At 66.8% G+C, this 24,578-nt stretch carries 26 protein-coding genes and 1 pseudogene; 10 read left to right on the forward strand and 17 right to left on the reverse strand.

What is annotated here, in order from left to right; all coding sequences use genetic code 11:
* Positions 1 to 263 precede the first annotated feature (263 nt).
* Positions 264 to 1,448 (reverse strand): ZIP family metal transporter, encoded by a 1,185-nt coding sequence (locus NQK81_RS21260; protein WP_257489483.1) that lies wholly within the window; start codon positions 1,446 to 1,448, stop codon positions 264 to 266.
* Entirely contained in the window at positions 1,445 to 2,485 is a 1,041-nt protein-coding gene (locus NQK81_RS21265) for a multicopper oxidase domain-containing protein (RefSeq protein WP_257489484.1), read from the reverse strand. The genes NQK81_RS21260 and NQK81_RS21265 overlap by 4 nt, the downstream gene beginning before the upstream one ends.
* A 756-nt stretch (positions 2,486 to 3,241) precedes the next feature.
* Between NQK81_RS21265 and NQK81_RS21270 the strand changes: the two genes are divergently transcribed.
* The 6 genes from NQK81_RS21270 (at position 3,242) to NQK81_RS21295 (ending at position 10,065) form a co-directional block, all read left to right on the forward strand.
* On the forward strand, positions 3,242 to 4,363 hold the full coding sequence (locus NQK81_RS21270; RefSeq protein ID WP_257489485.1) for a PLP-dependent cysteine synthase family protein: 1,122 nt from the start codon (positions 3,242 to 3,244) through the stop codon (positions 4,361 to 4,363).
* The gene (locus NQK81_RS21275; protein WP_257489486.1) at positions 4,360 to 5,619 is read left to right on the forward strand and encodes an MFS transporter; all 1,260 of its coding nucleotides are present in this window, start codon (positions 4,360 to 4,362) and stop codon (positions 5,617 to 5,619) included. The genes NQK81_RS21270 and NQK81_RS21275 overlap by 4 nt, the downstream gene beginning before the upstream one ends.
* A gap of 181 nt (positions 5,620 to 5,800) precedes the next feature.
* A complete protein-coding gene (locus tag NQK81_RS21280; protein WP_257489487.1) occupies positions 5,801 to 6,085 on the forward strand; it encodes a hypothetical protein in 285 nt (94 codons plus the stop codon).
* Positions 6,078 to 7,076: a cytochrome c oxidase assembly protein gene (locus NQK81_RS21285; RefSeq protein WP_257489488.1), complete on the forward strand. Its 999-nt coding sequence runs from the start codon at positions 6,078 to 6,080 to the stop codon at positions 7,074 to 7,076. The genes NQK81_RS21280 and NQK81_RS21285 overlap by 8 nt, the downstream gene beginning before the upstream one ends.
* Positions 7,077 to 7,355: 279 nt before the next feature.
* Complete coding sequence (locus tag NQK81_RS21290; protein WP_257489804.1) at positions 7,356 to 8,744, forward strand: DUF1996 domain-containing protein; 1,389 nt, start codon at positions 7,356 to 7,358, stop codon at positions 8,742 to 8,744.
* 259 nt (positions 8,745 to 9,003) lie between these two features.
* Entirely contained in the window at positions 9,004 to 10,065 is a 1,062-nt protein-coding gene (locus tag NQK81_RS21295) for a C40 family peptidase (protein WP_257489489.1), read from the forward strand.
* A 235-nt stretch (positions 10,066 to 10,300) separates the two neighbouring features.
* Here NQK81_RS21295 and NQK81_RS21300 read toward each other — a convergent pair whose 3' ends face one another.
* Complete coding sequence (locus tag NQK81_RS21300) at positions 10,301 to 10,462, reverse strand: hypothetical protein (RefSeq protein ID WP_257489490.1); 162 nt, start codon at positions 10,460 to 10,462, stop codon at positions 10,301 to 10,303.
* Between the two features lie 102 nt (positions 10,463 to 10,564).
* Here NQK81_RS21300 and NQK81_RS21305 point away from each other — a divergent pair, with 102 nt between their 5' ends.
* Together NQK81_RS21305 and NQK81_RS21310 are read left to right on the forward strand one after the other, a co-directional pair.
* Complete coding sequence (locus NQK81_RS21305) at positions 10,565 to 10,924, forward strand: BlaI/MecI/CopY family transcriptional regulator (RefSeq protein WP_257489491.1); 360 nt, start codon at positions 10,565 to 10,567, stop codon at positions 10,922 to 10,924.
* A complete protein-coding gene (locus tag NQK81_RS21310; protein ID WP_257489492.1) occupies positions 10,921 to 11,880 on the forward strand; it encodes a M56 family metallopeptidase in 960 nt (319 codons plus the stop codon). Before NQK81_RS21305 ends, NQK81_RS21310 begins: the two co-directional genes overlap by 4 nt.
* A gap of 27 nt (positions 11,881 to 11,907) precedes the next feature.
* Here NQK81_RS21310 and NQK81_RS21315 read toward each other — a convergent pair whose 3' ends face one another.
* The gene (locus NQK81_RS21315) at positions 11,908 to 12,237 is read right to left on the reverse strand and encodes a L,D-transpeptidase (protein WP_306856052.1); all 330 of its coding nucleotides are present in this window, start codon (positions 12,235 to 12,237) and stop codon (positions 11,908 to 11,910) included.
* Here NQK81_RS21315 and NQK81_RS21320 point away from each other — a divergent pair.
* Both NQK81_RS21320 and NQK81_RS21325 read left to right on the forward strand, forming a co-directional pair.
* Positions 12,236 to 12,487, forward strand: a complete 252-nt coding sequence (locus NQK81_RS21320) for a hypothetical protein (protein WP_257489493.1) — start codon at positions 12,236 to 12,238, stop codon at positions 12,485 to 12,487. The genes NQK81_RS21315 and NQK81_RS21320 overlap by 2 nt on opposite strands.
* A gap of 24 nt (positions 12,488 to 12,511) precedes the next feature.
* On the forward strand, positions 12,512 to 12,649 hold the full coding sequence (locus NQK81_RS21325; protein ID WP_257489999.1) for a hypothetical protein: 138 nt from the start codon (positions 12,512 to 12,514) through the stop codon (positions 12,647 to 12,649).
* On the opposite strand, the pseudogene NQK81_RS45425 reads toward NQK81_RS21325, so the two are convergent.
* The 13 genes and pseudogenes from NQK81_RS45425 to NQK81_RS21390 form a co-directional block, all read right to left on the reverse strand.
* A pseudogene (locus NQK81_RS45425) lies at positions 12,611 to 12,873 on the reverse strand (cadmium resistance transporter); the annotation flags it as partial. The gene NQK81_RS21325 and the pseudogene NQK81_RS45425 overlap by 39 nt on opposite strands.
* 104 nt (positions 12,874 to 12,977) lie before the next feature.
* Positions 12,978 to 13,595 carry a vitamin K epoxide reductase family protein gene (locus NQK81_RS21335; protein ID WP_257489494.1) on the reverse strand — a complete coding sequence of 206 codons (618 nt, stop codon included), beginning with the start codon at positions 13,593 to 13,595 and terminating at the stop codon, positions 12,978 to 12,980.
* Entirely contained in the window at positions 13,592 to 14,269 is a 678-nt protein-coding gene (locus tag NQK81_RS21340) for a DsbA family protein (protein WP_257489495.1), read from the reverse strand. The genes NQK81_RS21335 and NQK81_RS21340 overlap by 4 nt, the downstream gene beginning before the upstream one ends.
* 41 nt (positions 14,270 to 14,310) lie before the next feature.
* A complete protein-coding gene (locus tag NQK81_RS21345; protein WP_257489496.1) occupies positions 14,311 to 15,090 on the reverse strand; it encodes a cytochrome c biogenesis CcdA family protein in 780 nt (259 codons plus the stop codon).
* A complete protein-coding gene (locus NQK81_RS21350) occupies positions 15,087 to 15,752 on the reverse strand; it encodes a TlpA disulfide reductase family protein (protein ID WP_371878879.1) in 666 nt (221 codons plus the stop codon). Before NQK81_RS21350 ends, NQK81_RS21345 begins: the two co-directional genes overlap by 4 nt.
* Positions 15,753 to 15,874: 122 nt before the next feature.
* Positions 15,875 to 16,309: a hypothetical protein gene (locus NQK81_RS21355; RefSeq protein WP_257489497.1), complete on the reverse strand. Its 435-nt coding sequence runs from the start codon at positions 16,307 to 16,309 to the stop codon at positions 15,875 to 15,877.
* Positions 16,310 to 16,421: 112 nt separating this feature from the next.
* Positions 16,422 to 17,306 (reverse strand): alpha/beta fold hydrolase, encoded by an 885-nt coding sequence (locus NQK81_RS21360; protein ID WP_257489498.1) that lies wholly within the window; start codon positions 17,304 to 17,306, stop codon positions 16,422 to 16,424.
* Between the two features lie 24 nt (positions 17,307 to 17,330).
* Entirely contained in the window at positions 17,331 to 18,488 is a 1,158-nt protein-coding gene (locus tag NQK81_RS21365) for an FAD-dependent oxidoreductase (RefSeq protein WP_257489499.1), read from the reverse strand.
* Positions 18,485 to 20,629 (reverse strand): MMPL family transporter, encoded by a 2,145-nt coding sequence (locus NQK81_RS21370; RefSeq protein ID WP_257489500.1) that lies wholly within the window; start codon positions 20,627 to 20,629, stop codon positions 18,485 to 18,487. Before NQK81_RS21370 ends, NQK81_RS21365 begins: the two co-directional genes overlap by 4 nt.
* Positions 20,630 to 20,674: 45 nt before the next feature.
* Positions 20,675 to 21,379: a 3-oxoacyl-ACP reductase FabG gene (fabG, locus tag NQK81_RS21375; protein ID WP_257489501.1), complete on the reverse strand. Its 705-nt coding sequence runs from the start codon at positions 21,377 to 21,379 to the stop codon at positions 20,675 to 20,677.
* A gap of 45 nt (positions 21,380 to 21,424) precedes the next feature.
* Complete coding sequence (locus NQK81_RS21380; protein ID WP_257489502.1) at positions 21,425 to 22,420, reverse strand: 3-oxoacyl-ACP synthase III family protein; 996 nt, start codon at positions 22,418 to 22,420, stop codon at positions 21,425 to 21,427.
* A 96-nt stretch (positions 22,421 to 22,516) separates the two neighbouring features.
* Positions 22,517 to 22,960, reverse strand: coding sequence for a hypothetical protein (locus NQK81_RS21385; protein WP_257489503.1), 444 nt, complete (start codon positions 22,958 to 22,960; stop codon positions 22,517 to 22,519).
* Positions 22,961 to 23,663: 703 nt separating this feature from the next.
* Positions 23,664 to 24,557 (reverse strand): sterol desaturase family protein, encoded by an 894-nt coding sequence (locus tag NQK81_RS21390; RefSeq protein WP_257489504.1) that lies wholly within the window; start codon positions 24,555 to 24,557, stop codon positions 23,664 to 23,666.
* Between the last annotated feature and the right edge of the window lie 21 nt (positions 24,558 to 24,578).

Below are 24,578 nucleotides of genomic sequence, written 5' to 3' on the forward strand. Positions count from 1 at the left end.
TAAATTTGCTCTAGGCTTCGCGCCCACACAAACCGCCTCATCCAGCAAGCCCTCGGGATGACGGGCGCAGCCGCGGAAGCCGAAGTGCGGCTGTACGTGCAACTCCGCCTACGGAATCCGTGGCGACGCACCGTCATCGGTGCCCTGCCGACGAGGGGAGGCCCTCCAGACGCCCCGCGTGTTCTTCCTGCGTCGCGGCCAGGCGGCGCGGTGCGCCCAGCACCGTTGGCACGCGGCTGGGCCGAAGGCGACCCGGCTGATGCTCAGGCGGTGGCCAGCAGGCCCGTGAGGAACATCGCCAGCAGGCCCGCCGCCACGCCTCCGATGGTGGCGGGTTCGAGCAGACGTCCCTCCTTGCCTCGGAGGGAGGGAACAATCTGAATGAGGACCTGGGCAATCGCGCCGACGCCGATACCGAGAAGGAAAGCTGACAGTTCGGCGTTGTTCACCGTGGCGCCGAGGATCGCGCCCAGGATGGCCGGTGCGCCGGCGATGACTCCCAAGCCCAGCAACCGAAGGGCCGCCGGACGTCGCTCGGTCAGTGGCGAGACGACGGCGAGGCCCTCGGTGGTGTTCTGGATGGTGAATCCCACGACGAGCGCGGTACCGAGAGCAAGCTCGCCGATGGCGTAGGCGGCACCGATCGCCAGGCCTTCCCCCAGATTGTGCAGCCCGATGCCGATCGCGATCATGACCGCCAACCGGATCCCCGCCGGTTCCTCTGCCGCCTCGACCGTGCGGCGGCGCTGGAGGATCCGGTCCACCGCGGTCAGCGCGAGGAAGGCAAGAACGGCGCCCAGCACGACCAAAGCCTGGCCACCGAACACTCCGCCGGATCGCTCGGCGAGTTCGAAGCCCTCAAGGGTGGCGTCAATTCCCAGGAAAACGAGCAATCCCAGGGTCACCGCGAGAACCACTCGGACACCGCGGCGGCCGATTCGGCGCAGCACCGGCAGGAACAGCATGCCGAGCACCACAGGGATGATCCCGACGTAGGTACCGAGCAGTGCCATCACGGCGAAGAAGCCGCCGTCAGCATGTGGAGTGGTCACCGCGGCGGGGATCTCGTGTTCGATCACCAGGCCGGTCGAGGTGAGCAGGGAGACGATGTACGGCTGGCCGTCCTGCCACGGGTAGTCCAGGCGCAGGGTGTCACTGGCGAGTGGTCTGATCGGCGCGGCGCTACCGGCGAAGTCGACGAAGGCGTCGTTGACGAACACCTGCGCGACGTGAACGGGGTCCGCGCCGGCGTTGCGCACGGTGAGTATGATCCTTCCGGAAATCAGCTCCGTGCGCTCCACCGCGAGTTGCTCGACCGGTGGGCCGGTCCGTTCCGGCAAGGTCTTGCCGCCGAGTACGGCGAGGACGGTCAGCGCGATGCCGATGAGGGCGATGGCACCGACCGCGGCGATCCATACCCGCGTTCGTGTCACCTTGTCGCCGGTCATTCGGTCACCTCGAACATGCCCATCCAGCCGAGGTCGGCGAACTCCGATTTGTGTGCATGGAACATGAATCTGCCGGGATAGGGGAAACGTACTTCGCAGATACCGCGTTGTCCCTGTGCTTGCACGACGGTGTCGGTGTACTCGGCGGGTTCCAGCCGGGTCCCGGTCGGGTAGTAGTCGAAGAAGTTGCCATGCAGGTGAAAGCTGTTGATCGGGTCGTACTCGAGAATGTTGACCAGGTAGATCCGGATCAGCTCGTTGCGCTTCACCTGGACCGGTTCGTACATGAAATGGAACGGGATCCCGTTGACCGCGTAGAGCTGATTGCCCTGCGCGTCGAAGGTGGTGTTGTAGCCGTGCATCACCATCACTAGCTCGTCCGCGGGCGGGCGAGGCTCCGGCGGGTCGACGATGAACGTGCCGTACATCCCTCGGGCGATGTGTTCGGCCAGCGGACCGACGTGGCAGTGGTAGAGGTGAAGCCCGAACGGTTTGGCGTCGAACTCGTACACCGTGCTTTTCCCTGGCTGGATGACGCCAGGTCCGATGCCGGGGACGCCGTCCATTTCCGCCGGGTGAATGCCGTGGAAGTGCATGGTGTGGGGATGCGCCGAGCCGTTGGTGAATTTGACGCGCAGCAGGTCGCCTTCGCGGCAACGCAGGGTGGGACCAGGGATCCGGCTGTTGAACGTCCAGGCGGGGAACCGTACGCCGGGTGCGACTTCGATGTCCTCGTCGCTCGCGTAGATCTCCCACTCACGCAGAGTCCTGCCTCCGGCGATCGTCGTCACGCGGCCGTAGTCGAAGTCCCGCAGGATCTCAGCGGGATGGAAGCCGTTGGCGCGGTGGTCGACGACGCCGCCCTTGCGGAAGGTCGGTCCGTTGACACCACCGCCATGCCCGTCGGAGCCAGGGTGCCCGCCGGGTGGCTGTTCGGCGGGCAAGGCCAACGCAGCGTGGGCACCGAAAGCTGTTCCCGCCGCGCCGAGCAAAGCGCCACCGCCCACCAAGAAGCGGCGTCGTGACGCCGGCGCCATCAGGTGCGCCTCTGGCTTGGACCGCTGTGCGTCCTCATCGCTCACCTTCGCGCTCGGGGGTCAGACCGCAGATTGGACAGAATTTCGTTGCACCAAACTTAGGTCTCAGGCACGCCGAATACAAGAGTCTCGACGGAGGCCATCAACCGCGACACCCGGCAACTACGGAACGTAGTAGGCAGATCGAATCGGGTGAATTTCTGACAAATTATGGCTTCACCGCGCCTGGATGTGGCCGCGCCAAGATCATCGCTGCTACGGTTTGGTAACTGTGAGGGGCTATTCGACTACGAGGCGTCGCAGGGCGATGACGCTGGCGTGGCCGGTCTTTGCGCTCCTCTGCTTCCTCTCACTGCATCTGGGGCAGTGTCTTTCACACGGGCCTGATGATCATCTGCACGCCGTCGCTTCTGTTGCCGCCGCTGCGACTCCATCGCCGGAAACTGGCGATGGCTGCGACCTCTCGCACCACGGTCACACGCAATCCACTGCGGCCGACACGCTCAGCCGGGCGGCTCGGGGGACAATCGACGAGACGTGGCCCGTCTCGCCCGTCCACGCGGTGTTGGCATCGGCGGGCACTACGTCCCTTCCCTTGCTCTCACGTGGCTATCGGGGTCAGGGGCAGGATTTCTGCGTACGCGGTCGGGGGCTCCTCATCGAACTCTGTGTCGCCCGGACGTGACCGGCGTGGCAACCCGTTGATCACGTCCGTTGACCCGTCGCGTACCGCGGCGACACATGAAAGAGACTTCGATGAGGACATCCTTGTCCGCCAACGATTCGACCCTGCCCGAGGGCGCCCTCCCGGAACAGGTCAGGGCCACCTCACGCGGCCGGAATCCGGCGAGCGCGGTCGGCAACACGCCGGTGTTGTGGATCGACGACCAGAACGCGGCGCCGGGCCGCGGCTTTTGGGCCAAGCTCGAAGGCTTCAACCCCGGCGGCATGAAAGACCGGCCCGCGCTGCACATGATCTCGCGGGCTCGGCAGCGCGGCGACCTGGCGCCAGGGGCGAGGATCGTGGAATCGACCAGCGGCACTCTCGGGCTCGGTCTCGCCCTCGCCGGCATCGTCTACGGGCACCCGGTGACCGTGGTCACCGATCCAGGCCTTGAGCCGATCGTGCACCGGATGCTGGCCGCCCACGGAGCCCGCGTCGAGCTCGTGACCACCTCGCATCCACGAGGCGGGTGGCAGCAGGCCCGCAGGGAGCGCGTGCAACAGCTTCTCGCCGAGGAACCGGGCGCCTACTGCCCCGATCAGTACAACAACCCGGACAACGTAGCCGCCTACAAGCCGCTCGCCCTGGAACTCATCGACCAGCTGGGCCAGGTCGACGTACTGGTGTGTTCCGTGGGGACAGGCGGGCATTCGGCCGGAGTGTCCCGAGTCCTGCGTGAACATTTCCCGCAGCTGAAGGTGGTCGGTGTCGACACCGTGGGGTCCACGATCTTCGGGCAACCCGCGCGCCCCCGGCTGATGCGGGGGCTGGGATCGAGCATCTACCCCCGCAATGTCGACTACGGCGGCTTCGACGAGGTCCATTGGGTATCACCGGCCGAGGCCGTGTGGACCTGCCGGAGGCTCGCGGCGTCGCATCACGCGACCGGTGGCTGGAGCGTCGGCGCGGTCGCGCTCGTCGCAGGGTGGCTCGCGAGGACCGGCCCAGCCGGCAGCAGGATCGCCGCCATCTTCCCCGACGGTCCGCATCGGTACTTCGACACCGTCTACAACGATGATTACTGCGCGGCACAAGGACTTCTCGATCAGGCCCCGGCCGCCGAGCCGGACGTCATCGCCGAATCCGGCGACCGCGTTGTGGAGCGGTGGACCCGGTGCGCGCGCGTCGCCATCCCGTCCGAGGTGCGGGCGTGAAGGACCTGATCTCCAAGTTCGGCTCGTTCGACCGGCCATCACAGCTGTTGATGGTGAACCAGTTCTCCATCAACCTCGGCTTCTACATGCTGATGCCCTACCTGGCCGGGCATCTGTCCGCGGACCTCGCCCTCGCCGGCTGGGCCGTCGGCCTCATCCTGGGGGTGCGGAACTTCTCTCAGCAGGGGATGTTCCTGATCGGAGGGACGCTGGCCGACCGGCTCGGGTACAAACCGTTGATCGTCGCCGGCTGCGCGTTGCGGACCGCCGGCTTCGTACTACTCGGCCTGGTCGATTCGGTGCCGGCGTTGATCATCGCCTCGGCGGCGACCGGGTTCGCGGGCGCGCTGTTCAACCCCGCTGTGCGCGCGTATCTCGCCAAAGACGCAGGCGAGGAACGGCGTGTCGAGGCGTTCGCCCTCTTCAATGTCTTCTACCAGGCCGGGATCCTGCTCGGGCCGGTCGTCGGCCTCGTACTGACGAGCCTCGCCTTCCAGATGACCTGCCTGGTCGCGGCGGCGGTGTTCGCGGGCCTGACCGTCCTGCAGATCCGGTCCTTACCCGCTCGTTCATCTGGGACGGGCGAGAAAACCGCTCGGACGTCGATCCGTCAGGACTGGAGCACCGCGTTCGGCAACCGCTCGTTCCTGCTGTTCTCGTTCGCGATGATCGGCTCGTACGTCCTGTCGTTCCAGATCTACCTCGCGCTGCCGCTCGAGGCTCGCCGGGTCGGCGGGCCGGGCGTCGCGGGAACCGCGTTGGTGGCGGCGCTCTTCGCGGTGTCCGGCGGCCTGGCGATCGCCGGGCAACTGCGGATCACCGCGTGGTGCCGCCAGCGGTGGGGGCGGGGACGATGTATCACCATCGGCCTCCTGTTCATGGGAGCCGCGTTCGTGCCGCCCATGCTCACCGCCGGCGCCACGAGTGCCGCGTTCGGATGGGCATCCCTGCTCCTTTCCGCCGCCCTGCTGGCGATCGGCACCATCGTGGTGTTCCCGTTCGAAATGGACACGATCATCACACTGTCCGGAGGCAAACTGGTCGCCACGCACTACGGCCTCTACAACACCGTGGTCGGCGTGGGCATCCTGCTCGGCAATCTCGTCACCGGTACAGCACTGGATGTCGCCAGAAACGCCGGTGCACCCGCGGCCCCTTGGGGAGTCCTCGCCGTGCTCGGGGCCGGCTGCGCCTGGTGCCTGTACGCGCTGGACAAGGCCGAGCACCTCACACCGGCCGTGTCAGCAAAGGCATAAGTCTCCTCGGCACACCGGACGACGGCAGACCGTCGTCCGGTGTGCCCGGTCAAGGAGAGAGGTTTCGCCACCCCAGCTCGCCTACTACCAGCATTAGTAGTCTACCGTCGATGTGCTGACTCAAGTCCTGCGCGCCCGCAACCGCTGGATCCTGAACCGAACGCGAGGAGGGACGGGCCTCTTGTTCATCGAAACCGTCGTCAACCGGGCAGACACCCCGGTTGTGCATACCTTGGCTGCCGGATCCGGCAGCGCCGGCGTCTGGACGTTGATCGCCATCACCGTCGGGCTCGTCGTGGTACTCACCGGAATCGGCATCGCCCAGGCCCGCGATCCCGCCCGTCGCCCGGCACCGCCGGAGGATACGGCTGCCGCGACGACCAGCACCTCATCGCCCACCGCGGATGAGGCGCCCGGCGCACCGGACCCCGTCGATCACGATCAGCAACCCGAACACCGTGAATGACCGCTCGCTCCCTCCGCTGAACTGGTCGGCCGCCGTGACCGAGTGGGTCTGGGCGCCGGTCCCCGTCGTCCTGATCCTGATCCTCGGAATCTGGTACGGCCGCGGTGTCCGGAAACTCTGGCGTGCCGGCCAGGCCTGGCCGACGGTGCGCATCGTCTGGTGGTACACCGGCCTGGGCACCTACGCGCTGGTCACGCTCTCCGCGATCGGCGCCTACCAATCCATGCTGTTCAGCATTCGTGCCATTCAGGTGACCACGTTGCTGATGATCACGCCGCAGTTTCTGGCCCACGCCTTGCCCGGCCGACTCGCCCGTGACACCGTCAGCGCCGCCACGCGAGCCCGCCTCAGCGGCATTTTGCACTCGCGCACGTCACGCGTGATCACCCATCCGATGGTCGGGGCCGTGGTCTTGCTCGGCACCCCGATCGCCCTGTACGGCAGCGGCTGGTACGAGGCCAGCCTTCAGAATCCCATCCTCAACGAGGTCACACAGCTCATTCTCCTGCTCGCCGGCGGGCACTACTTCTGGACCCGCCTGCAACGTGATCCGGTACCGGAGCTCTACCCGCACTATGTCTCCGTCGCACTCACCTTCGCCGAGGTCGCCCTGGACGTCGTCATCCCGCTCGGCCTGCTCATGTCCGGCACTCTCGTGGCGGCCGACTACTACCTCGGCCTCAACGGAGCCGGCGGGCTCAGCGTGGAAACCGACCAGGCCACCGGCGCCGCCGTCCTGTGGGGTCTCGGCGACCTCGCGCTCGTGCCCTTCCTGATCCTGTCTCTCAACCAGTTGAGGCGCCGGGAAAGCGCGCACGCCGCCGAGATCGACCGCGAACTCGACGAACGCCAGCGCGCGGAATCCGGCAGCATCGGGAAAGACCGTCCACTGCCCGCGACCATGCGCCCCTGGTGGGAGGACGACCCCGACCTGGCCTCCAGGTTCAAACCGGCGCCACCTGACCGAAAAACCCGTCGGCCACGCCCCTGACCTCAAGACGCCGAATATTACGGAACAATAACGAAGACGCTTCGCTTTGATCCCTCTACTACTCGGCTTCGTAGCTATCGGTGAGGCCTCACCCGGCCAAGCCGACGAAGCGGAGGGTCCGAGATGAACCTTTAGATCACCTCGTTGATCGATCATGTCCGTCCTGTTCGGACGGTGGAGTCTCCACTCGGTCACGACCTTGACCGCTTTCGCTGTACTCACCATTCCCACCTGGCTACCCCATGCCTTTTTGCTGTCTCCGACGTGAAAGGTGCAGAAATGGCACGACATAGACTGTCGAAGAAACAGGTCCGCCTTACCGCCGCGGCGATGGGCTCCGTGATCGCCGTCGCGACGACGGTGCTGATCGCGACATCCGGCGGCGTCGGCGCGGCACTGGCCGATGGTCAGGGCAATGCCGACGACTACGTCGACATCACCACCGTGCAGCCCAACGTGCAGAAGCCCGATCAGAAACGTGCCGCCACCAAAGGCAGTTTCACCGTGGACTGCGGCCGCAACGAGAACGGCCACTTCAACCCGGACAACTTCATCGCCCAGCCCGGCGTCCGCAACGGAGCGCAGCACCTCCACGACTACGTCGGCAACCTGTCCACGAACGCCGACTCGACCAACGAGAGCCTGCTTGCCTCGGGCACCACGTGCCGCAACGGTGACAAGTCGGCGTACTTCTGGCCCGTGATCCGCATAAACGAGAACGGCGACGCCGAGGCACCGAACAAGCCACCGAAGAATGCCGGTGACCGCGACCAGCGATCTCGCAACGACGAGGTCGTGAACTGCCCAGACGTGGCACCCGAACTGCCCGACGTCCCTGAACAAGCCCAGCAGCAAGTGGACAAGGCTCTCGGCTCCCTCGACGACCAAGTCGAGCAGGCCAATCGGCAGCTCGCCGCCTCCGGACAACGAGCAGTACCGGATTCCGTCCTGACCTCGCTCCAAGATCGCCGTGCCACCACCCTCCGGCAGATGGCCGACGCGATCGGCCGTGAGGCCCAACGCGCGGGCCTCGACCGGCTCGCCGGCTGCAAAGCGAGCAAGGCCAACGACAAAGTGTTCTCAGGCCAGAAAGCCACTCTGCAAGGCGCCGATCAGAACAACGAACTTCCTGGGAACGAAGGCGAGATCCAGCGACCCGAAGTCGTGAAGCTGACCTTCGAAGGCAGTCCGGTCGGCAAGGTTCAGGCGATGCCGAAGTTCCTGCGGATCCTGTACGGCGACGCCAAGGTGTCCACCAACGGCACGAGAAACGCCCGCGCTTCGTGGACGTGCACAGGGTTCGAGGATCGCCTCATCGACAAGTACCCGATCTGCCCGGGCGGCAGCAAGGTGGAACGCATCCACGAGTTCCCGAGTTGCTGGGACGGCAAGAACATCGACAGCGCCAACCACCGCGACCACATCGTCTACCCGAACGCGGCTGGCAAATGCGCACAAGGCTTCCGGACCGTTCCGAAGCTGACGGTCACGTTGGTCTACAACATCCCGCAGCAAGCCCAACGCGAGCGGCGCTATGCCGTTGACGCCTTCCCCGAAGAGGAACACAACCCACTCTCCGACCACGATGACTTCGCCAACGTCATGCCGCAGAAGATCATGAACCGGGTCGTGAACTGCATCAACAAGAACAAGACCTGCCGAGAGTAGGAGCTCCGGCCGTGCCGTGTCGAAGCTCGCCGACGGCGAGCCCTCCCGCGCGCGACGACGTACGTGAGCTTCGACACGGCGACAACGTGCTCCTCCCAGGCCAATGCCGGATCCGACCCGCGTCTCACCGGACACTCACACGGATCACGTTAGTACTAAAAGTAATAGTAGACAGGCGGTAGCTCGTTACCCTACCGTGACCGCCGGGCCGTCGGGGGCCCCACGATCGATCCCCAGCGCTACAGGAGATTCAGGACCCGTGACATCGCACCGGCGCCCTTACGCGCGCCCGCCTCTCATCGCAGCAGCAGTCGCCGTCGTTCTCGGGTTGGGCGTCATTCCAGCGAGCGCCCAGCCCGCCGACCCGCCGACCTCTGGCAGCCAGGACCCGATGCAGCGCTACCAAGAGCTGGGCGCACAGGCCGCGAAGGCCGACGAGGACATGCTGACGGCTCAGGAACAACAAAAGGCTCGTGAGGCAGAACGCAAGCAGGCTGATGCCGCTCTGACCAAGGCGAATGAAGAGGTCTCGAAAGCTCAGGCGGCCATTGAGACGTTCCGCACTGATGTGAACAAGATCGCCGAGGCCGCATTCGTCGGACAGCAGCTCACCGGTGCTTCGGTGCTCCTCGACAGCGGAAGCAGGCAGGAATTCCTTGACCGTTCCGCGGCCCTGGCTCTGATCGCGGGCCAGAAGGAAGAAGCGCTGAGCGGCCTGCGGGACGCCATGGGCAAAGCCGAGGCCGCGCGCGCCGGTGCCGCCGACGCCCAGGGACGGGCCAAGATCGCCGCGGACGGCTCGACGGCGGCCGTCGAAGAGGTCCGCAAACGAAAGAGCGATCTCGACAAGCAGATCAAGGAGGTTCGCAAGGCGCTCGGCCAGCTGCCGTCGGCGGACCGGCAGAAGCTCGGACAGGTGCAGGACAGCGGCAGCTACCTCGGGCCGCCCGGCGCCGCCAACGACGCACTCCAGGCCGCGTTGTCCAAACGAGGCTCACAGTACAAATGGGGCGCTACCGGCCCGAATACCTTCGACTGCTCAGGACTCACCTCGTGGGCCTACAAACAAGCCGGTGTGTCCCTCCCCCGCACCAGCCGCCAGCAGTACACCGCCGGAAAACCGGTTTCGCTCAGCCAGCTCATGCCCGGCGACCTCTTGTTCTATGACGACGGAACGGGGAATCCCGCCGCCATCCATCACGTCGCCATTTATGTGGGCGAGGGAAAGATGGTCGACGCGCCGACCGAAGGACAGGTCGTCGACGTCCGGTCGAGCAAGGGCGACGGCCACCTGATGGGCGCCCGCCGTATCGTCGGCTGACCTGCCTGGTTCAGCTTTGAAGTTCTGATGTCTTACCGACATCCGGGTGCGCTGCTGCGCGGCGTACCCGGATCAAGACCTGACCCAGCGCCCGCCACACGTCGATCCAGCCCCGTATCCGGCCGGCCAGCTCCACTTCTTCCTCGACCGCGGCCGTGCTCAGGTCCCGCAGTCGGGGAGCGACGCAGACCTCACGGCCCAGCCGCCCCAGATCGACTCCTTCCCGCAGGTGAGCCTACAAATCCCCGACAAGCTCAAGGTCGTCCGCCGGCACCGCGGGGGCCGCAGCCGACCGCCGTCGAACGAACAGCACTCCCGCCGCGGTTCCGGCGAGCAGCACCGCCACGGCCAGGACCGCCAGGATGACGAATTGCTCCAGGTAATCGACCGAGAACACGTCTCACGCACCCTTCTACTAAGGATTATAGTAGACGACCGGGGTGGCTGAAATCCCGCCCGGTAGGATCGGCAGGCGACGTGTGCTCGCCAAGGAGGTGTCATGCAGGGTCTGGGTGAGCTCGAGTCGGCGGTGATGGACGTTTTGTGGCAGGCCGAGGGCCCGCTCACGGTGCGCGGCGTGCTCGGCGTGGTGAACCAACGGCGTGAGCTGGCCTACACGACGGTGATGACCGTGCTGGACAACCTGCACCGCAAAGAGTGGGTCTCGCGCAGCATGCAGAACCGCGCCTACCTGTACACCCCGGTGATGTCGCGCGAAGAGGCCGCCGCGCAAGCTCTGCGCACCTTGCTGGCCGACACCGACGATCCCGAGAGCGTTCTGCTGCATTTCGCCGCGTCCGCATCGGACGGTGAGCGGGACGCGCTGCGTCGCGGCCTACGGAAACGACCTCGCCCATGATTTTGGCCGCCGCGTTGCTCCTGGGTGCGCTGACAGTCTGCGTCCTCGGCCCGATGTTGCTTGAGAGGATCCTGATCGCTCGCGTCACAGCGTCCGCGCGACTGGTGATCTGGCTGCTCCTGGTGGCCGGTTTCTTCGGCTCCGTCATCATGGCCGCGATCGTGGCGGTCCTGCCAGGACACGGGCCGGCCCTGCAGCTCATCAACCTGCTCCACGGCTGCCTGAAAACACTTCAGCACGGGTCGATGCCCCGCATCGACGAGGTGGCCGGGACCGGCGCCACACTGCTGGCCGGTGGAGTCACCGCAGCCGTCTCCGTCGCACTGGCCCGGCATCGCCGCCGCCAAGGCCGGTTGCATCGACGGCACATCAACGCGTTGTCGGCCGTGTCCAGGCGCGAGTCCGGGCCGATCCATACGTGGTGGCTGCCGCTCCCAGGTGCCATCGCCTACAGCATCGCCGGCGTCCCCGCCCTGATCGTGGCCACCGACGGCTTGGCGCGGCAGCTGTCGTCCGCGCAGCTCGAAGCTGTGCTTGACCATGAACGGGCCCATGTCCGGGGGCATCACCACATGCTCGTCGGCGCCGCTCGCGCGTTTGCGACCGCGCTGCCGTGGCTTCCCCTGGCCCGCAGGTCGCCCGCCTTCGTCGCCGCGGCGGTCGAGCTGTGCGCGGACGCCACAGCGTCGCTCAGCCATGGTTCCGCGACGGTAGAAGCGGCGCTGCGGAGCATGACCGGAAACACGCCTGGCGCACGCCCAGCTGCATCGCTGGGGATGGCCGACGATTTCGTGGAGCTACGGCTGCGTCATCTCCGGGCCGATACAGCACGACGCACCACGCTGATCCACGCCGCCTTCGCGGTTGTCACTACCGCCGTGATCCCGCTCGCCGTCACCCTCATGACCGTGACGGCAGCGGCATTTCTCGTCTCCCCAGCGCTACTGCATCTCTGATGCCTTCGGGAAAGTGGCCCGCCCAGCTCATTTCCGCGTCCAGTCCTCCCAGCTGAACCGCCAGTCAGTCCAGCCGTCCCCCGGTTTGACCGTGTCGCCGGTGTCGCTGACCACGACGACGTCGCCGCGGTGCGAGTTCCCGAAGTACCATTTCGCGTTCGCCGGGCTGACGTTCAGGCACCCGTTTGAGACGTTCCTCCGTCCCTGGTCGGCGATCGACCAGGGCGCCGAATGCAGGAACTGCCCCGAATTGGACAGCCGGAGCGCGTACTGGACGGTCGTGCGGTAGCCGCCCGGTGAATCGGACGGGACGCCGTAGGTTCCCGAGTCCATGGTGTACGGAGACTGCACCGTCATGATCAGCAGCGTGCCGGACAAGCTCTTGGCAGATTGCTTGCCGAGGCGCGGTCAGCGCGAGCTGACCGTCCTTGTACGCGCGCAACTGCTTGTCGGTGTCGGACACCTTCGACACGATCGACGGCCCGATCTGGAACGCGATCCGGCGGTCGGTCTCCCCGAAGACTCCGTTGCAGCACATCTTGATGCCGTGCCGGCTTCCAGTGCTGACGGGCTTCGGAAGCGCACTTCGGCGGTCACGGCATGGTGACCGGGGACGCCGCAGAGTCCCAGCGTGCAGACCATCGTGCCGAAGGAAGCTTGCAGCCAGGCTTTGCACGGTTCCGGCAAGGCCGGCCGTGAGGTGCTCGCCGAGCAGCGCGGGCGTGTGGTTCTACAGCCCGAAAGCGCCGCCTTCGATGAGAATGAGTAGCCCGATGCCGATCAGGACAGCCGGAAGCAGTACGTGACCCCAGCACGTGAGTGCCTTCGCGATCACCGGGCGGGTGGCGAAGAACCGTCCGGCGGCGATCCAGACGCCGACCAGGACGAGAAGACCGCGACGTAGACGCTCATGCCTCCGAGGCCAGCGGCAGCGAGGACGGGGACGTAGACGCCGATGTTGTCCCCGCCGTTGGCGAACGTGACAGCGGCGACCTCGATCATCCTCGGGCCGCCGTCCTCGGGGATTTCCGGTACTGAGTGTCCCCCTGAAAGCTCACAAATCTTCGGCGCAGTTGCCAGGTCAGCGGCTCGCCGGATCAGAGCAGGGTCATCCAGTAGTCCCAAAAGGCCTGCAGGACCGCCACGGCTATGGCCAGGTACCAGACCGTCAGCACGACGGTGTGGAATCCGGCCAGTTTCCGCACGGCTGCTCGCCACGAGTCAGGAACCGGCAGATGCCCGTGCTGAAGGTTGTACAAGGTCGTGTACCAGAAGATCGGGATCGTCACCGCCCAGACGATCATGCAGTACGGGCACAGCGCGCTGATCTTGTAGAGACTTTGGTAGATCAGCCAGTGCACGAACACGACACCGAACGTGACGCCTGCTTGGAGGCCGAGCCAGAACCAGCGAGCGAACCGTGCACCGGCCAGGATCCCGACGCCGACAGTGGTGACGACGGCGAACCCGGCGATGCCCAGCAGGGGGTTGGGGAATCCGAACGCCTCGGCCTGGGGTGTGCTCATGATCGAGCCGCAGCTGAGCACGGGGTTGATGCTGCAGGTGGGGATGTAGTCCGGGTCGCGCAGGAGCGCGATCTTCTCGACGGTGAGGATCAGCGCCGCGGCGAGCCCGACCATGCCCGCCCCGGCGAGCAGCCAGGGCAGGAGGCGGCTGGCGAACGGCCCTCTCTCGTTGTCGGCGGCGACGGTCATTTCGCGAGTTCGCGGTCGATGACGCTCTTGAGGGCGTCGTAGGTGGGCCTGCCGGTGAACTTCACGCCGTTGATGAAGAACGTCGGTGTGCCTTCGACACCGACCGTGGTGCCGTCCGCTTGGTCGGCCATGACCCGGTCGATGGTGGCCTGAGCATCGAGGGCGGTTTCGAACGCGGGCATGTCGAGTCCGAGCTGGCGGGCGTAGCCGAGAAAGGTGTCGCGGTGAGAGACGTCCTGGTCGCCCCATTGCGGCTGGTTCACGTACATCAGCCGGTACATCGGCTCGAGTTTCCCTTGCTGGCCGGCGGCTTCGACGGCTCGGGCGGCGAGTTCGGCGTTGCGGTGACTGGCGATCGGGAAGTACCGCATGACGAAGGTGACCTTGTCCCCGTATTCGGCGCGGAGCTTCTCCACGCCGGGGAACGCCGCCCCGCAGGCTTCACACTCGAGGTCGAGGAACTCGACCACGGTCACCTTGCCGTCGGCGGCGGTCGAGAGGCGGTGGCTGTCCGGGCGCACCAGCACCGACGCGGGCGCGGTGGGTGCCGCGCCTTCCGGCCCGGCCTGGGTGACCTCGGCGGGACGGTCCGGGCGTGTCAGCAGGATGAGCGCGGCCGCCACCACGACGACCACAGCCGCTACGGTCAGGGACGCCTTCGTGTTCGGGGTCATGTTCTCGTCGTCCTTCGATTCAATGGATTGGGAATCGGGTGTTACAGCGGTGTGCTGAATCCGGAGATGGGGCCGCGGAGCCAGGCGATGGCGTCGCCCCAGAGGCCGGTCACGAGCAGTGCGCCGACGGCCAGCAGCAGGACGCCGCCGGTGATCTGTACCGCGCGGGTGTGGGTTTTGAGCCAGCCGGCGGTGGTGACCGCCCAGCGGGCGGAGAGGGCGAGCAGCACGAAAGGCAGGCCGAGTCCGAGGCAGTAGGCGGTGACCAGGATCAGGCCGCGCCAGATCGGCGGGCCTGCTTGGGTGCCGCTGGCCAGCGCGATGACTCCGGCCAGGGTGGGGCCGAGGCAGGGTGTCCAGCCGAGGCCGAAGACCGCGCCGAGCACAGGGGCGCCCCAGATTCCCCGGCGGGGCCGGTGGTGCAGGCGCGCGTCGCGTTGCAGCGGCCGGATGAAGCCGAGGAAGGCCAGTCCCATGAAGATGGTCACGACGCCGCCGAGGCGTTGCAGTAGCTGTTCGTTGGCCAGCAAGGCGTCGGAGACGCCGAGGACGGTGAGCACGGCGGCGCCGAACACCACGGCGAACCCGAGCACGAACAGCAGAGCGGCACCCGCGACCCGCCAGCGATCCGCACGGCGCCTGGCCGTGTCCTCGGCGTCCGCCGTGGGGGCGTCGGCACCGACGAGACCGGCGAGGTAGGCCAGGTAGCCGGGGACCAACGGGATCACACACGGTGAGGCGAAGGAGATCGTCCCGGCGGCCACCGAGATCAGCGCGGCGAGCAGCAGCGGTCCCGAGGTCGCGATGTCGGTCGGGTTCATGGCGTCGCCCGGCTCGAGAGGGCCTGGTCGGGTTCGGCCGCGACGCGCTGGACGACGGGGAGCAGGTCATCCCGCCCGAGAGCGGTGAGGAACACGGCGGCGACCCGTTGCCTGCGGTCGATGACGATCGTCGAGGGCACCACACTGCGCGGAAAACCCGTCAGGGCCATCAGCGAACGTCCCGCGGGGTCGAACAGGGAGGGGTAGCTCACCTTGAAGTTGTGGACGAAATCGGCGGCGGCGTCGCGCTGATCGCGCACGTTGATGCCCAGGAACTCGACACCGGTGGCCTTGGTCTCCTGCTGGACGGCTTCCAGTGCCGCGGTCTCGGCACGGCAGGGGCCGCACCAGGAGCCCCAGATGTTGAGGACCACGACCTTGCCGGTGTAGTCCTGCAGCGCGATCTGGCGGCCGGGTTCGGTCAGGCTTTCCCCGGACATTCCGGTGATGGTGCCGCGCTGCTCGGGCGGGTCGTAGAAGATGCGGGTCTGCCCGCCGGGTGAGATGAATTCGAAGCTGCCGCCGGATACGACGGCGTCCGTGCCGGTACTGCATCCACCGGCGATGAGGACGGCCACGGTGGCGTAGACAGCGATGAGGAGACGGCGTCGCGGAACCAACCGCGACGGGGATTCGGACCTGGCGCGGACGCCAGTGGACAAGACATCACGATCGGAATACATGGAACGCAAGCCTCCGGCTGCGGGTACGAAGCGGAAGTCGACGGCGACCACACCCACCACGGACGGCGCGGCGGAGTGTGGTTACGGGTACGGACTTCGGCTTAGGTGCGCAGCACGCAGAGCGTGGCGAGGCTCGGTGCGCGAGGGCGCCGGCCCTGCGGAGCCAGCGGTTGCCCGGCGCGTGGCGTCGTAGCCGGGAACAGACCGGGACGCATCAGGCCTGTCGCGATGAGCAGCACGGCGACCAGCAGGGCCAGGCACAGCTCGGCCACCCCTGTCGGGAGGTCCTGCGAGTCCTGCGGAGTCAGAGCGCCCTGATCGCCCGGCGGGCCGGCCTCGTGCGCGATATCCGGCATGGTGAGGCCGGCTGGCTCGATGGTCGTCGTCGCGCACAACGGGTCGTAGCCGAGGGCATGGAACTCGTCCGGGCAGGGCGAACCCTGCAGGACGACCAGGCCGACCAGCGCGCCGATCACGGCGACCAGCCGCGCGAGACTTCCTCGCGCGACTGGTGTGGCGTGTCGCCTGCCGGGCATGCCACCAGGCTAAAGGGGACTGCGGCTGCGCCCTGAGGCACCCCGAGAGGTCGCTCCACGCCCTGCTCCTGAGCGTCCCGGCGCGGGAAAACCGACCGCATGCCCTTTCAGGCTACGGGTGGTCGTGGCGTTCCTGGGTGCGCGAGGCGCGGGCATCGACGACGTTGTAGAAGTCACGGACGGCGTCGTTGACCGGTTCGGGAGTGGCGTAGCCGAGGATGTGTTCGCCGCCGGGGACGATCACGGCTTCGCGGTCGGGGTTGAGCAGTCGGGCCATGTTCCGCATTTGTGCCGGTGTGACGAGTGCGTCCTTGTCGCCGCCGATGAGCAGCGCGGGCACGGGAAAGGGTTCGGAGTCCGGTTGGTGGTCGCGGAAACACGGCAGGACGGAGTATTTGAACAGCTGGCGTAGCTGTGGGATGCGGCGGGTCTCGGAGTACACCCAGCGCGGAGGGATTTTGCTGCCGCCGAGATAGTGGCTGATCAGCCTGCCCAGCACAGGTGGCGGGAAGGCTTTCTCGATGGGGAATCGGTCGAGTGCGTGAGTGAGCATCTGAATGGGCTGGGGGAAGGTGTAGTGGTCGGCGAGGCCGAGGAACACGGCGGACCGGATTCGTTCCGGCCACCATCGGCAGGCGAGGTAGGCGGCGGAGCCGGCGTCGCTCCAGGCCAGCAGGTGCGCCGATTCCGCGCCGACGGTGTCGATGACGGTGCGGAGTTCGCGTGCCCGGTCGGCGGCGCTGACCCTGTGGGTGCGGCTGAGTCGTGGTTCGTAGATCACGAACTCGTACTGGTCAGACAATGCCTGGACCTGGGGCAGGTAGACGAAATTGAGTTCGGTGATCATCGGCAGGCAAACGACGGTGGGTCCGGTGCCGATTCGCGCGATGCGGATGGTGCTGCCGTCCGGGGTTTCCTGGGTCGTCATCGCGGTGTCGATCGCGGCACGGTCGTGGTCGACGCGCTTGTTCAAAGCGTCGAGATCTGGCCTGGGCATGGAGCGTGGTCCCCCTCTTGTCGGTCAGCGGACTTCGACGAGACGTCGGATGGCGGCACGTTTGAGCGGCGCCACGTGGTCGACCGCCCGGAGCAGGCCGCGGCGGGCGCCGATGGTGGCGGGGTGGCTGAAGGAGGCCGCGGTGCCGCCGAGGTGAGCGCGGCGGAAGACCGGGCGGACGTGCTTGTGGCGGATCGTCGCGTAGGTGCGGCACGCGTCATCGATGGCATCGGGGCCGCGGGTTCCGGTGAGCTGGGCGGCAAGGATGTCGGCGTCCTGGAAGGCGAGGTTCATGCCTTGGCCGCCGGTCGGATGCACGGTGTGGGCGATGTCGCCGACCAGCACGGCGCCGGGTGTCCACCACGTGCGGGCGAGGATTCCTTCGAGGCGGTAGGTGTGGCCGTCGATGAAGTCGAGTTGCTCGTCGCGCAGCGGGCGCAGGATGCGCCGGGCGTGCGCGGCGAAGTTGGCGGGTGAAGGGCGGTCGTCGCGGTTGTGGGTGCGGAACTGGATGCCGATGCGCAGTTCGTCGCCGGGCAGGGCGACCATCACGAGCAGCCCGGCGCGGTCGAGAACGTAGTAGCCGCAGTCGCGGTAGTTGTCCAGGGCGGTGACCCGTGCGTTGTAGAACGACGTGCCGTAGTCGATCGCCTGGTGGCCACCGAAGTGTTGCGCGCGCAGTTTCGAGCGGGTGCCGGCGGCGACGACGGTCAGCATGGCGGGGTAGTCGTCGCGCGCGGTACGGACCCCGCGGATGCGTCCTCGCTGCGTCAGCAGCTCGGTGACGGGTTCGCTGTCGTGTCGCTCGATGAGGCCGGTGGCGTCCGCCGCGGCGTGCAGGGCGTGGACGATGTCGGGGTGCCGGAGCGCGGTGAGACGGTAGTCGGCGCCGAGTAGCTTTTGGGTGTTCGCCGTCAGCAGGGAGCGGCCATCGCCGTCAATGATGCGGAAGTCGGCGAACTGCAGTGGTTTGCTGTCCCGCACGGCGTCCCAGGCGTTCCATTGCCGCAGCAGCGGCAAGGTCGCGGGATGCAGGATGTCACCGCGATCGATCGCGGTGGCGTTGCCGGCGCGTTCGAATACCCGGGAGCGCTGTCCACGGCTGGCGAAGGCGAGCGCGGTCGCGATCCCGGCCGCGCCCCCGCCCACGATGGCGATCGGCTGGTCGTGGAGATCGGTCATGGTTTCCTCACCAAGTCCTCAGGAGTAGACACAAGTTCGGGGTTGGAACGGCGGCGTAGCCAGTGGGGTGCCCACCAGTTGGCGGAACCGAGCAGGCGCATCAGCGCGGGCACCAGGAAGGCCCGGACCAGGGTGGCGTCGATGAGCACGGCCACGAGCAGTCCGATGGACAGTTCCTTGACGAACACCAGTTGTGAGCTGGCGAAGGCACCGACGGCGATCGCGAACAGCAGCGCGGCCGAGGACACCAGCCGCCCGGTGCGTTCCATGCCGACGGCGATGGCTCGCCGGTCCGGCTGCCCGGTGTCGTGGCCTTCGGCGATGCGGCCGAGGACGAACACCCCGTAATCGGTGGCCAGCCCGAAGGCGGTGGTGACGGTGATGATCAAGGTGCTGACTTCCAGCGCGGAGAGCGCTCCCGGTGGTTGCCCGATTCCCAGCCACTGGAAGACGATCACCAAGATGCCGACGGAGCTGGCCAACGTCAGCAGGTTCATCAGCAGCGTTTTCAGGGGCAGCAGGACCGATCTCGTGAATCCGAGCAGCAGAAGCAGCATCGCCGCCACCAGAATCAGCAAGGAGTACGGCAACCATTGCCGCAGCGATGCCAGTTCGTCGACGAACGCCGGTGTCAGTCCCCCGACGTGGGCCTGTCCAGGCGCGGGAACCGACCGGATGTCGGCCACCACGCGCTGGGCCTCGGTCGTGAGGTCGTCGGCCGTGCTGGTCACGTCCATCCGCCAGGTGTGCGCGGCGAGCTGCTGTGGTGGGGACACCGCGGCCACGTCGCGAGTCGTGGCCAGCTGCGCGGCGTAGGCGTCAAGCTGCGCCCGTGTGGCGCTGGGTGCGGTCACGACGACGTAGAAGCGCGCTGAGGTCAGCGACGGCGCGGCCTGGGTGAGGTCGTCGTGGGCCTGCCGCATGGTCATCGAGGTGGGTAACTGTTCAGGGGCGAACCCGGTGATCTTCAGTATTGCCGCCGGAGCACCGAGCAACAGCAGAACCAGCGACGCGGCGATGGCGACCTTCGCCGGCCGGCGCATGACGAACTCGGCCAGCCGGTACCAGAACCCGGTTTCCACCACCTTGGTTTCCCGCTCTGCCGACCGCTTCAGCCACCGGGGCGTCAGGGCGTTGACCCGCTCACCCAGCAACCCCAGGAGTGGAGGCAGGATCAGCAGGGCCGCGATGACCGCCACCAGAGGGGCGATGAGCCCGGCCACGCCCATCGAGTACACGAACTGCACGGGGAACACCAGCAGCGATCCCATGGCGGCGGAAACCAGCAGTGCGCTGAACAGCATGGTGCGGCCGGTGGTCCGCAGCGTTGTGCGGAGGGCGGCTGGAATGTCGCCGTGACGACGCAGTTCTTCCCGGTATCTGTTGACGAAGAACAACGAGTAGTCGATCGCCAGCCCGAGCGTCAGCATGATGACGAGGTTCGTCACGAACGACGACAAACTCACCACACTGTTCGCCGCGCGGACCAACGCGAGCGTGGCCAGCAGCCCCGCACCACCTACCACCAGGGGCAGTGTCGCGGCCACCACGGACCGGAAGACCCACAGTGACGCCAGGAACAGCAACGGAAACGCCACGAACTCAGCGGTGCGAAGGTCATCTTCGAGCTGGCTGGTCATCGTCTGTTCCAGGGCACCCAACCCGCTGACCCGCACCCCCTCCTCGCCGCCGAGTTCCCGCTGGAGCTGTTCGATGCCCGCACGGCGCTCGTGATCCGGAGCCGTGCGCAAGGTGATCGCGACTATCGCGAACCGGCCGTCCACTCCGCGGAGGTACTCGCGTCCTGGATCCGCGGGCGTGAGCACCGATGACACGATCGGGGCCTGGCTCAGCCGCTGCGCGAGGGCGTCGACCCGTGCCCGCGCCTGCGGTGACTCCGTGCCGTCGGGTGTCGAGATCAGCGCGAGCAGTTCCGGTTCGGGGCCGGCGGCGGTCGCCTCTTCGACGACGCGGCGCGCTTCGGCGCTGCTGGAGCCGGGATCCTCCAGCGACCGCAGGCCGTTGCTCAGTTCCGAGTTCGTCGTCGCGCCGAGGATCGCCAGCCCGATCAGTGCCACGGCGAGCACGGCCAGGACCGCCGCTGCCCGGCGCGACGCCAGCTCGCTCCACCGTTTCCACATTGCTTCAGTCCGATCTACTCAGTGACATCGGGTAGGGCTGCCGGGTCACTGGCCCATGGCCAGCCCACCGCTCACGGGGATGACCGCGCCGGTGACGTAGCGGGCTTCCTCCGAGGCGACGAAGCGCACCACGTGGGCCACGTCGTCGGGTTCGCCCATGACGCCCAGCGGCGTGATACTTAGCAGCAAGTCGATGCGCTTCTGATTGAGGTCCCGGGTCATGTCGGTGTCGATGAGGCCCGGGCTCACGACGTTCGCGGTGATGTTGCGCGTGCCGAATTCCCACGCCAGGGACCGGGCGAAGCCGACCAGACCCGCTTTCGTGGCCGCGTAGTTGGCCTGCCCTGGCGCACCGAAGAACGCCCCTACAGAGGAAATGAACACCATGCGACCCCACCGGGCTTTCATCATCCCCATGCTCACCCGCTTCGCGGCACGGAACACCCCTGCGAGGTTGGTGTTGAGGACGGAGAGGAACTCTTCCTCGGACATCCGCACGATCAAGCGGTCCACCGTGATTCCCGCGTTGGCGACGAGCACTTCGACCGGGCCGAAACGCTCCTCGTACTCGGCCACCGCCTGATCCACCGACGTCGTATCGGTGACGTCGCACCGAATGCCGGGCACATTCTCTGGTGGAGGCGTGGAGCGATACGTGACGGCGACCGTGTCGCCAGAAAGCAGAAATCGGCGGGCGGTCGCCAGCCCGATTCCCCTGTTGCCACCGGTCACGAGAACGCGACGGTTCACCACACCTCCACCAGATGATGACGGATCAACCACGGTCAGCGGACATCAGAACTCGATGGCGGCGGCGCCGCACGAGAAGCCAAGCCCGAAGGCCAGCAGCAGCACCGGAGTTCCCGGAATGACCTTCCCTTCCTTGCGCGCAAGTGACAGGTTGACCAGCAGGCTGGCCGGGCCCATGTTTCCCAGCCGCCGCACGGGCAGGGGCATGACATCGAGATTGAGGCCCAGCCGGCGACCGCCCATTTCCAGCATCTTGGCGTTCGGCTGGTGGATGACGATCAGCTCGATGTCCTCGTTCTTCCACTCCGCCTGCGCCAGCGTCTTGTCGATCACAGCGGGCAACGTGCGCAACGCGGCACGATACAGCGCCTGCCCCTGCATCTCGTAGAAGCCGGTCTCGAGATCGACGCCGGTGTCGGTCTTCCGCTGCCGCTTGACCTCCACCTCACCCATCTGCCAATGCTGGGCATGGGTTTCCCAGTGCAGCCCTCGTACTTGGATCTCCTCGTCGCGCTGGGTGTCGTTCGACAGGATGATGGCGCCCGCCCCGGCGCCGAACAGCCCTGCCGTGTTCCGGTCCTTCGGATCCACATACGACATGAAGTCCACCGCGGCGGAGATGATGACCCGCTCACACCGGCCGGCCTGCAGCAACATCAGACCGGTCTCCAACGCCGCGATGGGTTCCGCGCACACGCCGTCGAGCCCCATCACCCGGACACCGTTGAGCCCCAATTGCCCGGCCAGAACCACGGCGGCCGGCGGCGTGAAATGGGTGAAACCGTTCTGTACGTGGATCAAAACGGTCTCGTGCCCCAGTGCGTGCATGTCGAGTGACGCATCGTCGCACGCCGCGGTCACCGCCGACATCGCCAGGGACAACACATCCTCGCCCTCACCGCAGATCTGGCGCTGCTCGATACCGGTGTGCTCGACGAACCAGTCCGGCGGCATCCCCAGTGACTTGGCCAAATCCACATTGCTCACGATCGTCGACCCCAGGGCATGCCCCAGACCAGCCAATCCGACACTGACGTTCATACTTACTCCCCAAGTAATTACATAGTGTCCACAATCGACAGTGCGTCGGTTGCGGCCGCACCCCTCCTGCGGCCAGTCAAGAAGCCTCAGTCAGGCCTAGGTACCGTTCTCGGTCGGCGGCACGACCAGGAATGCACGTCGCCGAGCGCGAGTCTTTCCGCCGCCCCGACGAGGTCGGGGGATCCTCGACCGCTCGGCCACCACGAGGTGATATTCAATGCCCGTGGCCTGCAGCAGAGCGTGCGCATGCCGCATCTCGCCCGCTTTCAACGCCGGATGCCCCGCATAGGCGTCCAGCACCGCGGCCACGTGCGGAAGCGCGCCCTCCAGTTCACGCGACAAGGTGACCAATTCCCGCAGCGGATCGCCAGGCAGGCCCTCCAGGACGGCGTCAAGCCTGGCGTCGAACGCGGTGAACCACCGTCGCTGCAGATCGCACAGGAACGCTTCCATACTCCCAAAATCCCGCACGATCCGTTCGGTATAGCCACGAACGGCCACCGGCCCGCCGCGACTGACGGCCGCCAAGACCTCGGTCACGCAGTCCTGACGCCGATGGGTTCGCTCCCACGCTTCGGACACGATCACACCAATCGCCTACGGACGATATTATCGCTACAAGACGATGTTCTATCACGGTCGTCCGCGTGTCGTCGAGAGGTTTCGTCGAACACTGAGGACACCGCTCCCGAAGACACCCGTTTGGCAGACCCCATAGGCGAGCATCGGGCAGCCATACCGCGCCGACATCACCTCATGAGGCGTTACCGCGTCGCGTGGACCAGACGTCGATCCCACGCGGCGATTTCGGGCACGGCAAATCACGCCTGGACGTCGCCAAGCGCGGTGCAGTCGATCTCCCCTAACGCGTCTCCCCGACGCGTACATCCAGGCTAGCGGATGTCATCGCCAAGTTTCGATGAATACCGGGAGGTAACCGCGATGGATAAATGTCCGGCGCCGAAACATGGACACGTGCAGTTCATTCAGTCGGACGGGTCGAATGCCGGTCAGGCGACAGAAAAGGCCGCAGATATGCGTGACTCACCGCCCCCTGGTGCTCTGCCCCGTTTCGAAGCCTCACCTGGAAGCTTCCGGCCCTTCCCAGCGTCCACCAGCCGCCCGATTGCAGTCCGGGCCGCTGGTCGGTGACTCCGTCGCGGACAGGGAATGACCCGCTCCGTTCCGACCTACCGGCGCTCTCCCGGACGTCAGCGGAGCATGGCCCGCCTCCCGGCACTGGTCACTTGGTTCGCGGCGGGGCGACGGCGTCGGCGTCATCCGCCGCGCAGGCGCCACTGCGCCGGAAGGGCTCGGCGAGCTGGGCGAGATAGGCGTTGGGGTAGTCGGGTTTGGCGGCCATGCCGAGGTCGTCACTGGTGAAGCGCCGTTCCGGGTCGTAGGAGTAGGTGCGCAGGACGTGGTCCCAGAGCAGGGTGAAGAGCCCGAAGTTGACGTCGCCGATGCCGGCCCATTTCAGGTGGTGGAAGCGGTGGGCCTGGTTGAGCGCGAGCACGGCGCGCAGTCGTCCGACGCGATAGTCCACGTTGGAGTGCTGAAGGAGAAGCTGGACGGCGACGCACAGCGCGAGCGCGTAGGCGACAGTGGTCGGCAGGCCGAGCAGGACCAGAGGTGCGACACCGGCCGCGGTTTCCAGGGTTTGGTGCAGTGGGTGCTTCATCAGGCCGTTGAAGCCGTAGGCACGTTTAACGCTGTGGTGGACGGCGTGCAGCCGCCACAAGGCGGGGATCTTGTGGCTGGCCAGGTGAACCAGGGTGATGCCGAGGTCGGCCACGAGCACCGCGCCCAGCACCTGCAGCACGAACGGCCATTCGTGGGGCCAGACGCCCTCGATCGAGGCGACGGCGGTGAGCACGGGCAGGGCGGCGACACTGCCAAGGGTGAGGAGTTCGTTCACCGCGGCGTGGACGGTGTCGCGCCAGTCGTCGTCGTGTGGGGTGTTCCACTCATCGTGGTAGGGCAGGACCCGTTCGGCGCCGAACGAGCAGGCGATGGCGAGCACCAGCAGGGCCAGCAGCCAGAGCTTGGAACCACCGGAGGCGGCGATGGCGATACCGGTGCCGTTGACGGCCAGGAGCATGAACGGCACGTAGCCGTACCGGACGAGTGTGCGCATGCCCCCGAGCCTGCTGCCCGG

It is taken from the genome of Amycolatopsis roodepoortensis (genome assembly GCF_024628825.1).
GTDB classification, from domain to species: domain Bacteria; phylum Actinomycetota; class Actinomycetes; order Mycobacteriales; family Pseudonocardiaceae; genus Amycolatopsis; species Amycolatopsis roodepoortensis.

Excerpts from the sequence above, each read along its gene's own strand:
- NQK81_RS21260 (WP_257489483.1), bottom strand. The coding sequence starts at position 1,448 with ATGACCGGCGACAAGGTGACACGAACGCGGGTATGGATCGCCGCGGTC.
- NQK81_RS21265 (WP_257489484.1), bottom strand. The coding sequence starts at position 2,485 with ATGGCGCCGGCGTCACGACGCCGCTTCTTGGTGGGCGGTGGCGCTTTG.
- NQK81_RS21270 (WP_257489485.1), top strand. The coding sequence starts at position 3,242 with ATGAGGACATCCTTGTCCGCCAACGATTCGACCCTGCCCGAGGGCGCC.
- NQK81_RS21290 (WP_257489804.1), top strand. The coding sequence starts at position 7,356 with ATGGCACGACATAGACTGTCGAAGAAACAGGTCCGCCTTACCGCCGCG.
- NQK81_RS21305 (WP_257489491.1), top strand. The coding sequence starts at position 10,565 with ATGCAGGGTCTGGGTGAGCTCGAGTCGGCGGTGATGGACGTTTTGTGG.
- NQK81_RS21310 (WP_257489492.1), top strand. The coding sequence starts at position 10,921 with ATGATTTTGGCCGCCGCGTTGCTCCTGGGTGCGCTGACAGTCTGCGTC.
- NQK81_RS21320 (WP_257489493.1), top strand. The coding sequence starts at position 12,236 with ATGATCAGCAGCGTGCCGGACAAGCTCTTGGCAGATTGCTTGCCGAGG.
- NQK81_RS21315 (WP_306856052.1), bottom strand. The coding sequence starts at position 12,237 with ATGACGGTGCAGTCTCCGTACACCATGGACTCGGGAACCTACGGCGTC.
- NQK81_RS21335 (WP_257489494.1), bottom strand. The coding sequence starts at position 13,595 with ATGACCGTCGCCGCCGACAACGAGAGAGGGCCGTTCGCCAGCCGCCTC.
- NQK81_RS21340 (WP_257489495.1), bottom strand. The coding sequence starts at position 14,269 with ATGACCCCGAACACGAAGGCGTCCCTGACCGTAGCGGCTGTGGTCGTC.
- NQK81_RS21345 (WP_257489496.1), bottom strand. The coding sequence starts at position 15,090 with ATGAACCCGACCGACATCGCGACCTCGGGACCGCTGCTGCTCGCCGCG.
- NQK81_RS21355 (WP_257489497.1), bottom strand. The coding sequence starts at position 16,309 with ATGCCCGGCAGGCGACACGCCACACCAGTCGCGCGAGGAAGTCTCGCG.
- NQK81_RS21360 (WP_257489498.1), bottom strand. The coding sequence starts at position 17,306 with ATGCCCAGGCCAGATCTCGACGCTTTGAACAAGCGCGTCGACCACGAC.
- NQK81_RS21365 (WP_257489499.1), bottom strand. The coding sequence starts at position 18,488 with ATGACCGATCTCCACGACCAGCCGATCGCCATCGTGGGCGGGGGCGCG.
- NQK81_RS21370 (WP_257489500.1), bottom strand. The coding sequence starts at position 20,629 with ATGTGGAAACGGTGGAGCGAGCTGGCGTCGCGCCGGGCAGCGGCGGTC.
- NQK81_RS21380 (WP_257489502.1), bottom strand. The coding sequence starts at position 22,420 with ATGAACGTCAGTGTCGGATTGGCTGGTCTGGGGCATGCCCTGGGGTCG.
- NQK81_RS21390 (WP_257489504.1), bottom strand. The coding sequence starts at position 24,557 with ATGCGCACACTCGTCCGGTACGGCTACGTGCCGTTCATGCTCCTGGCC.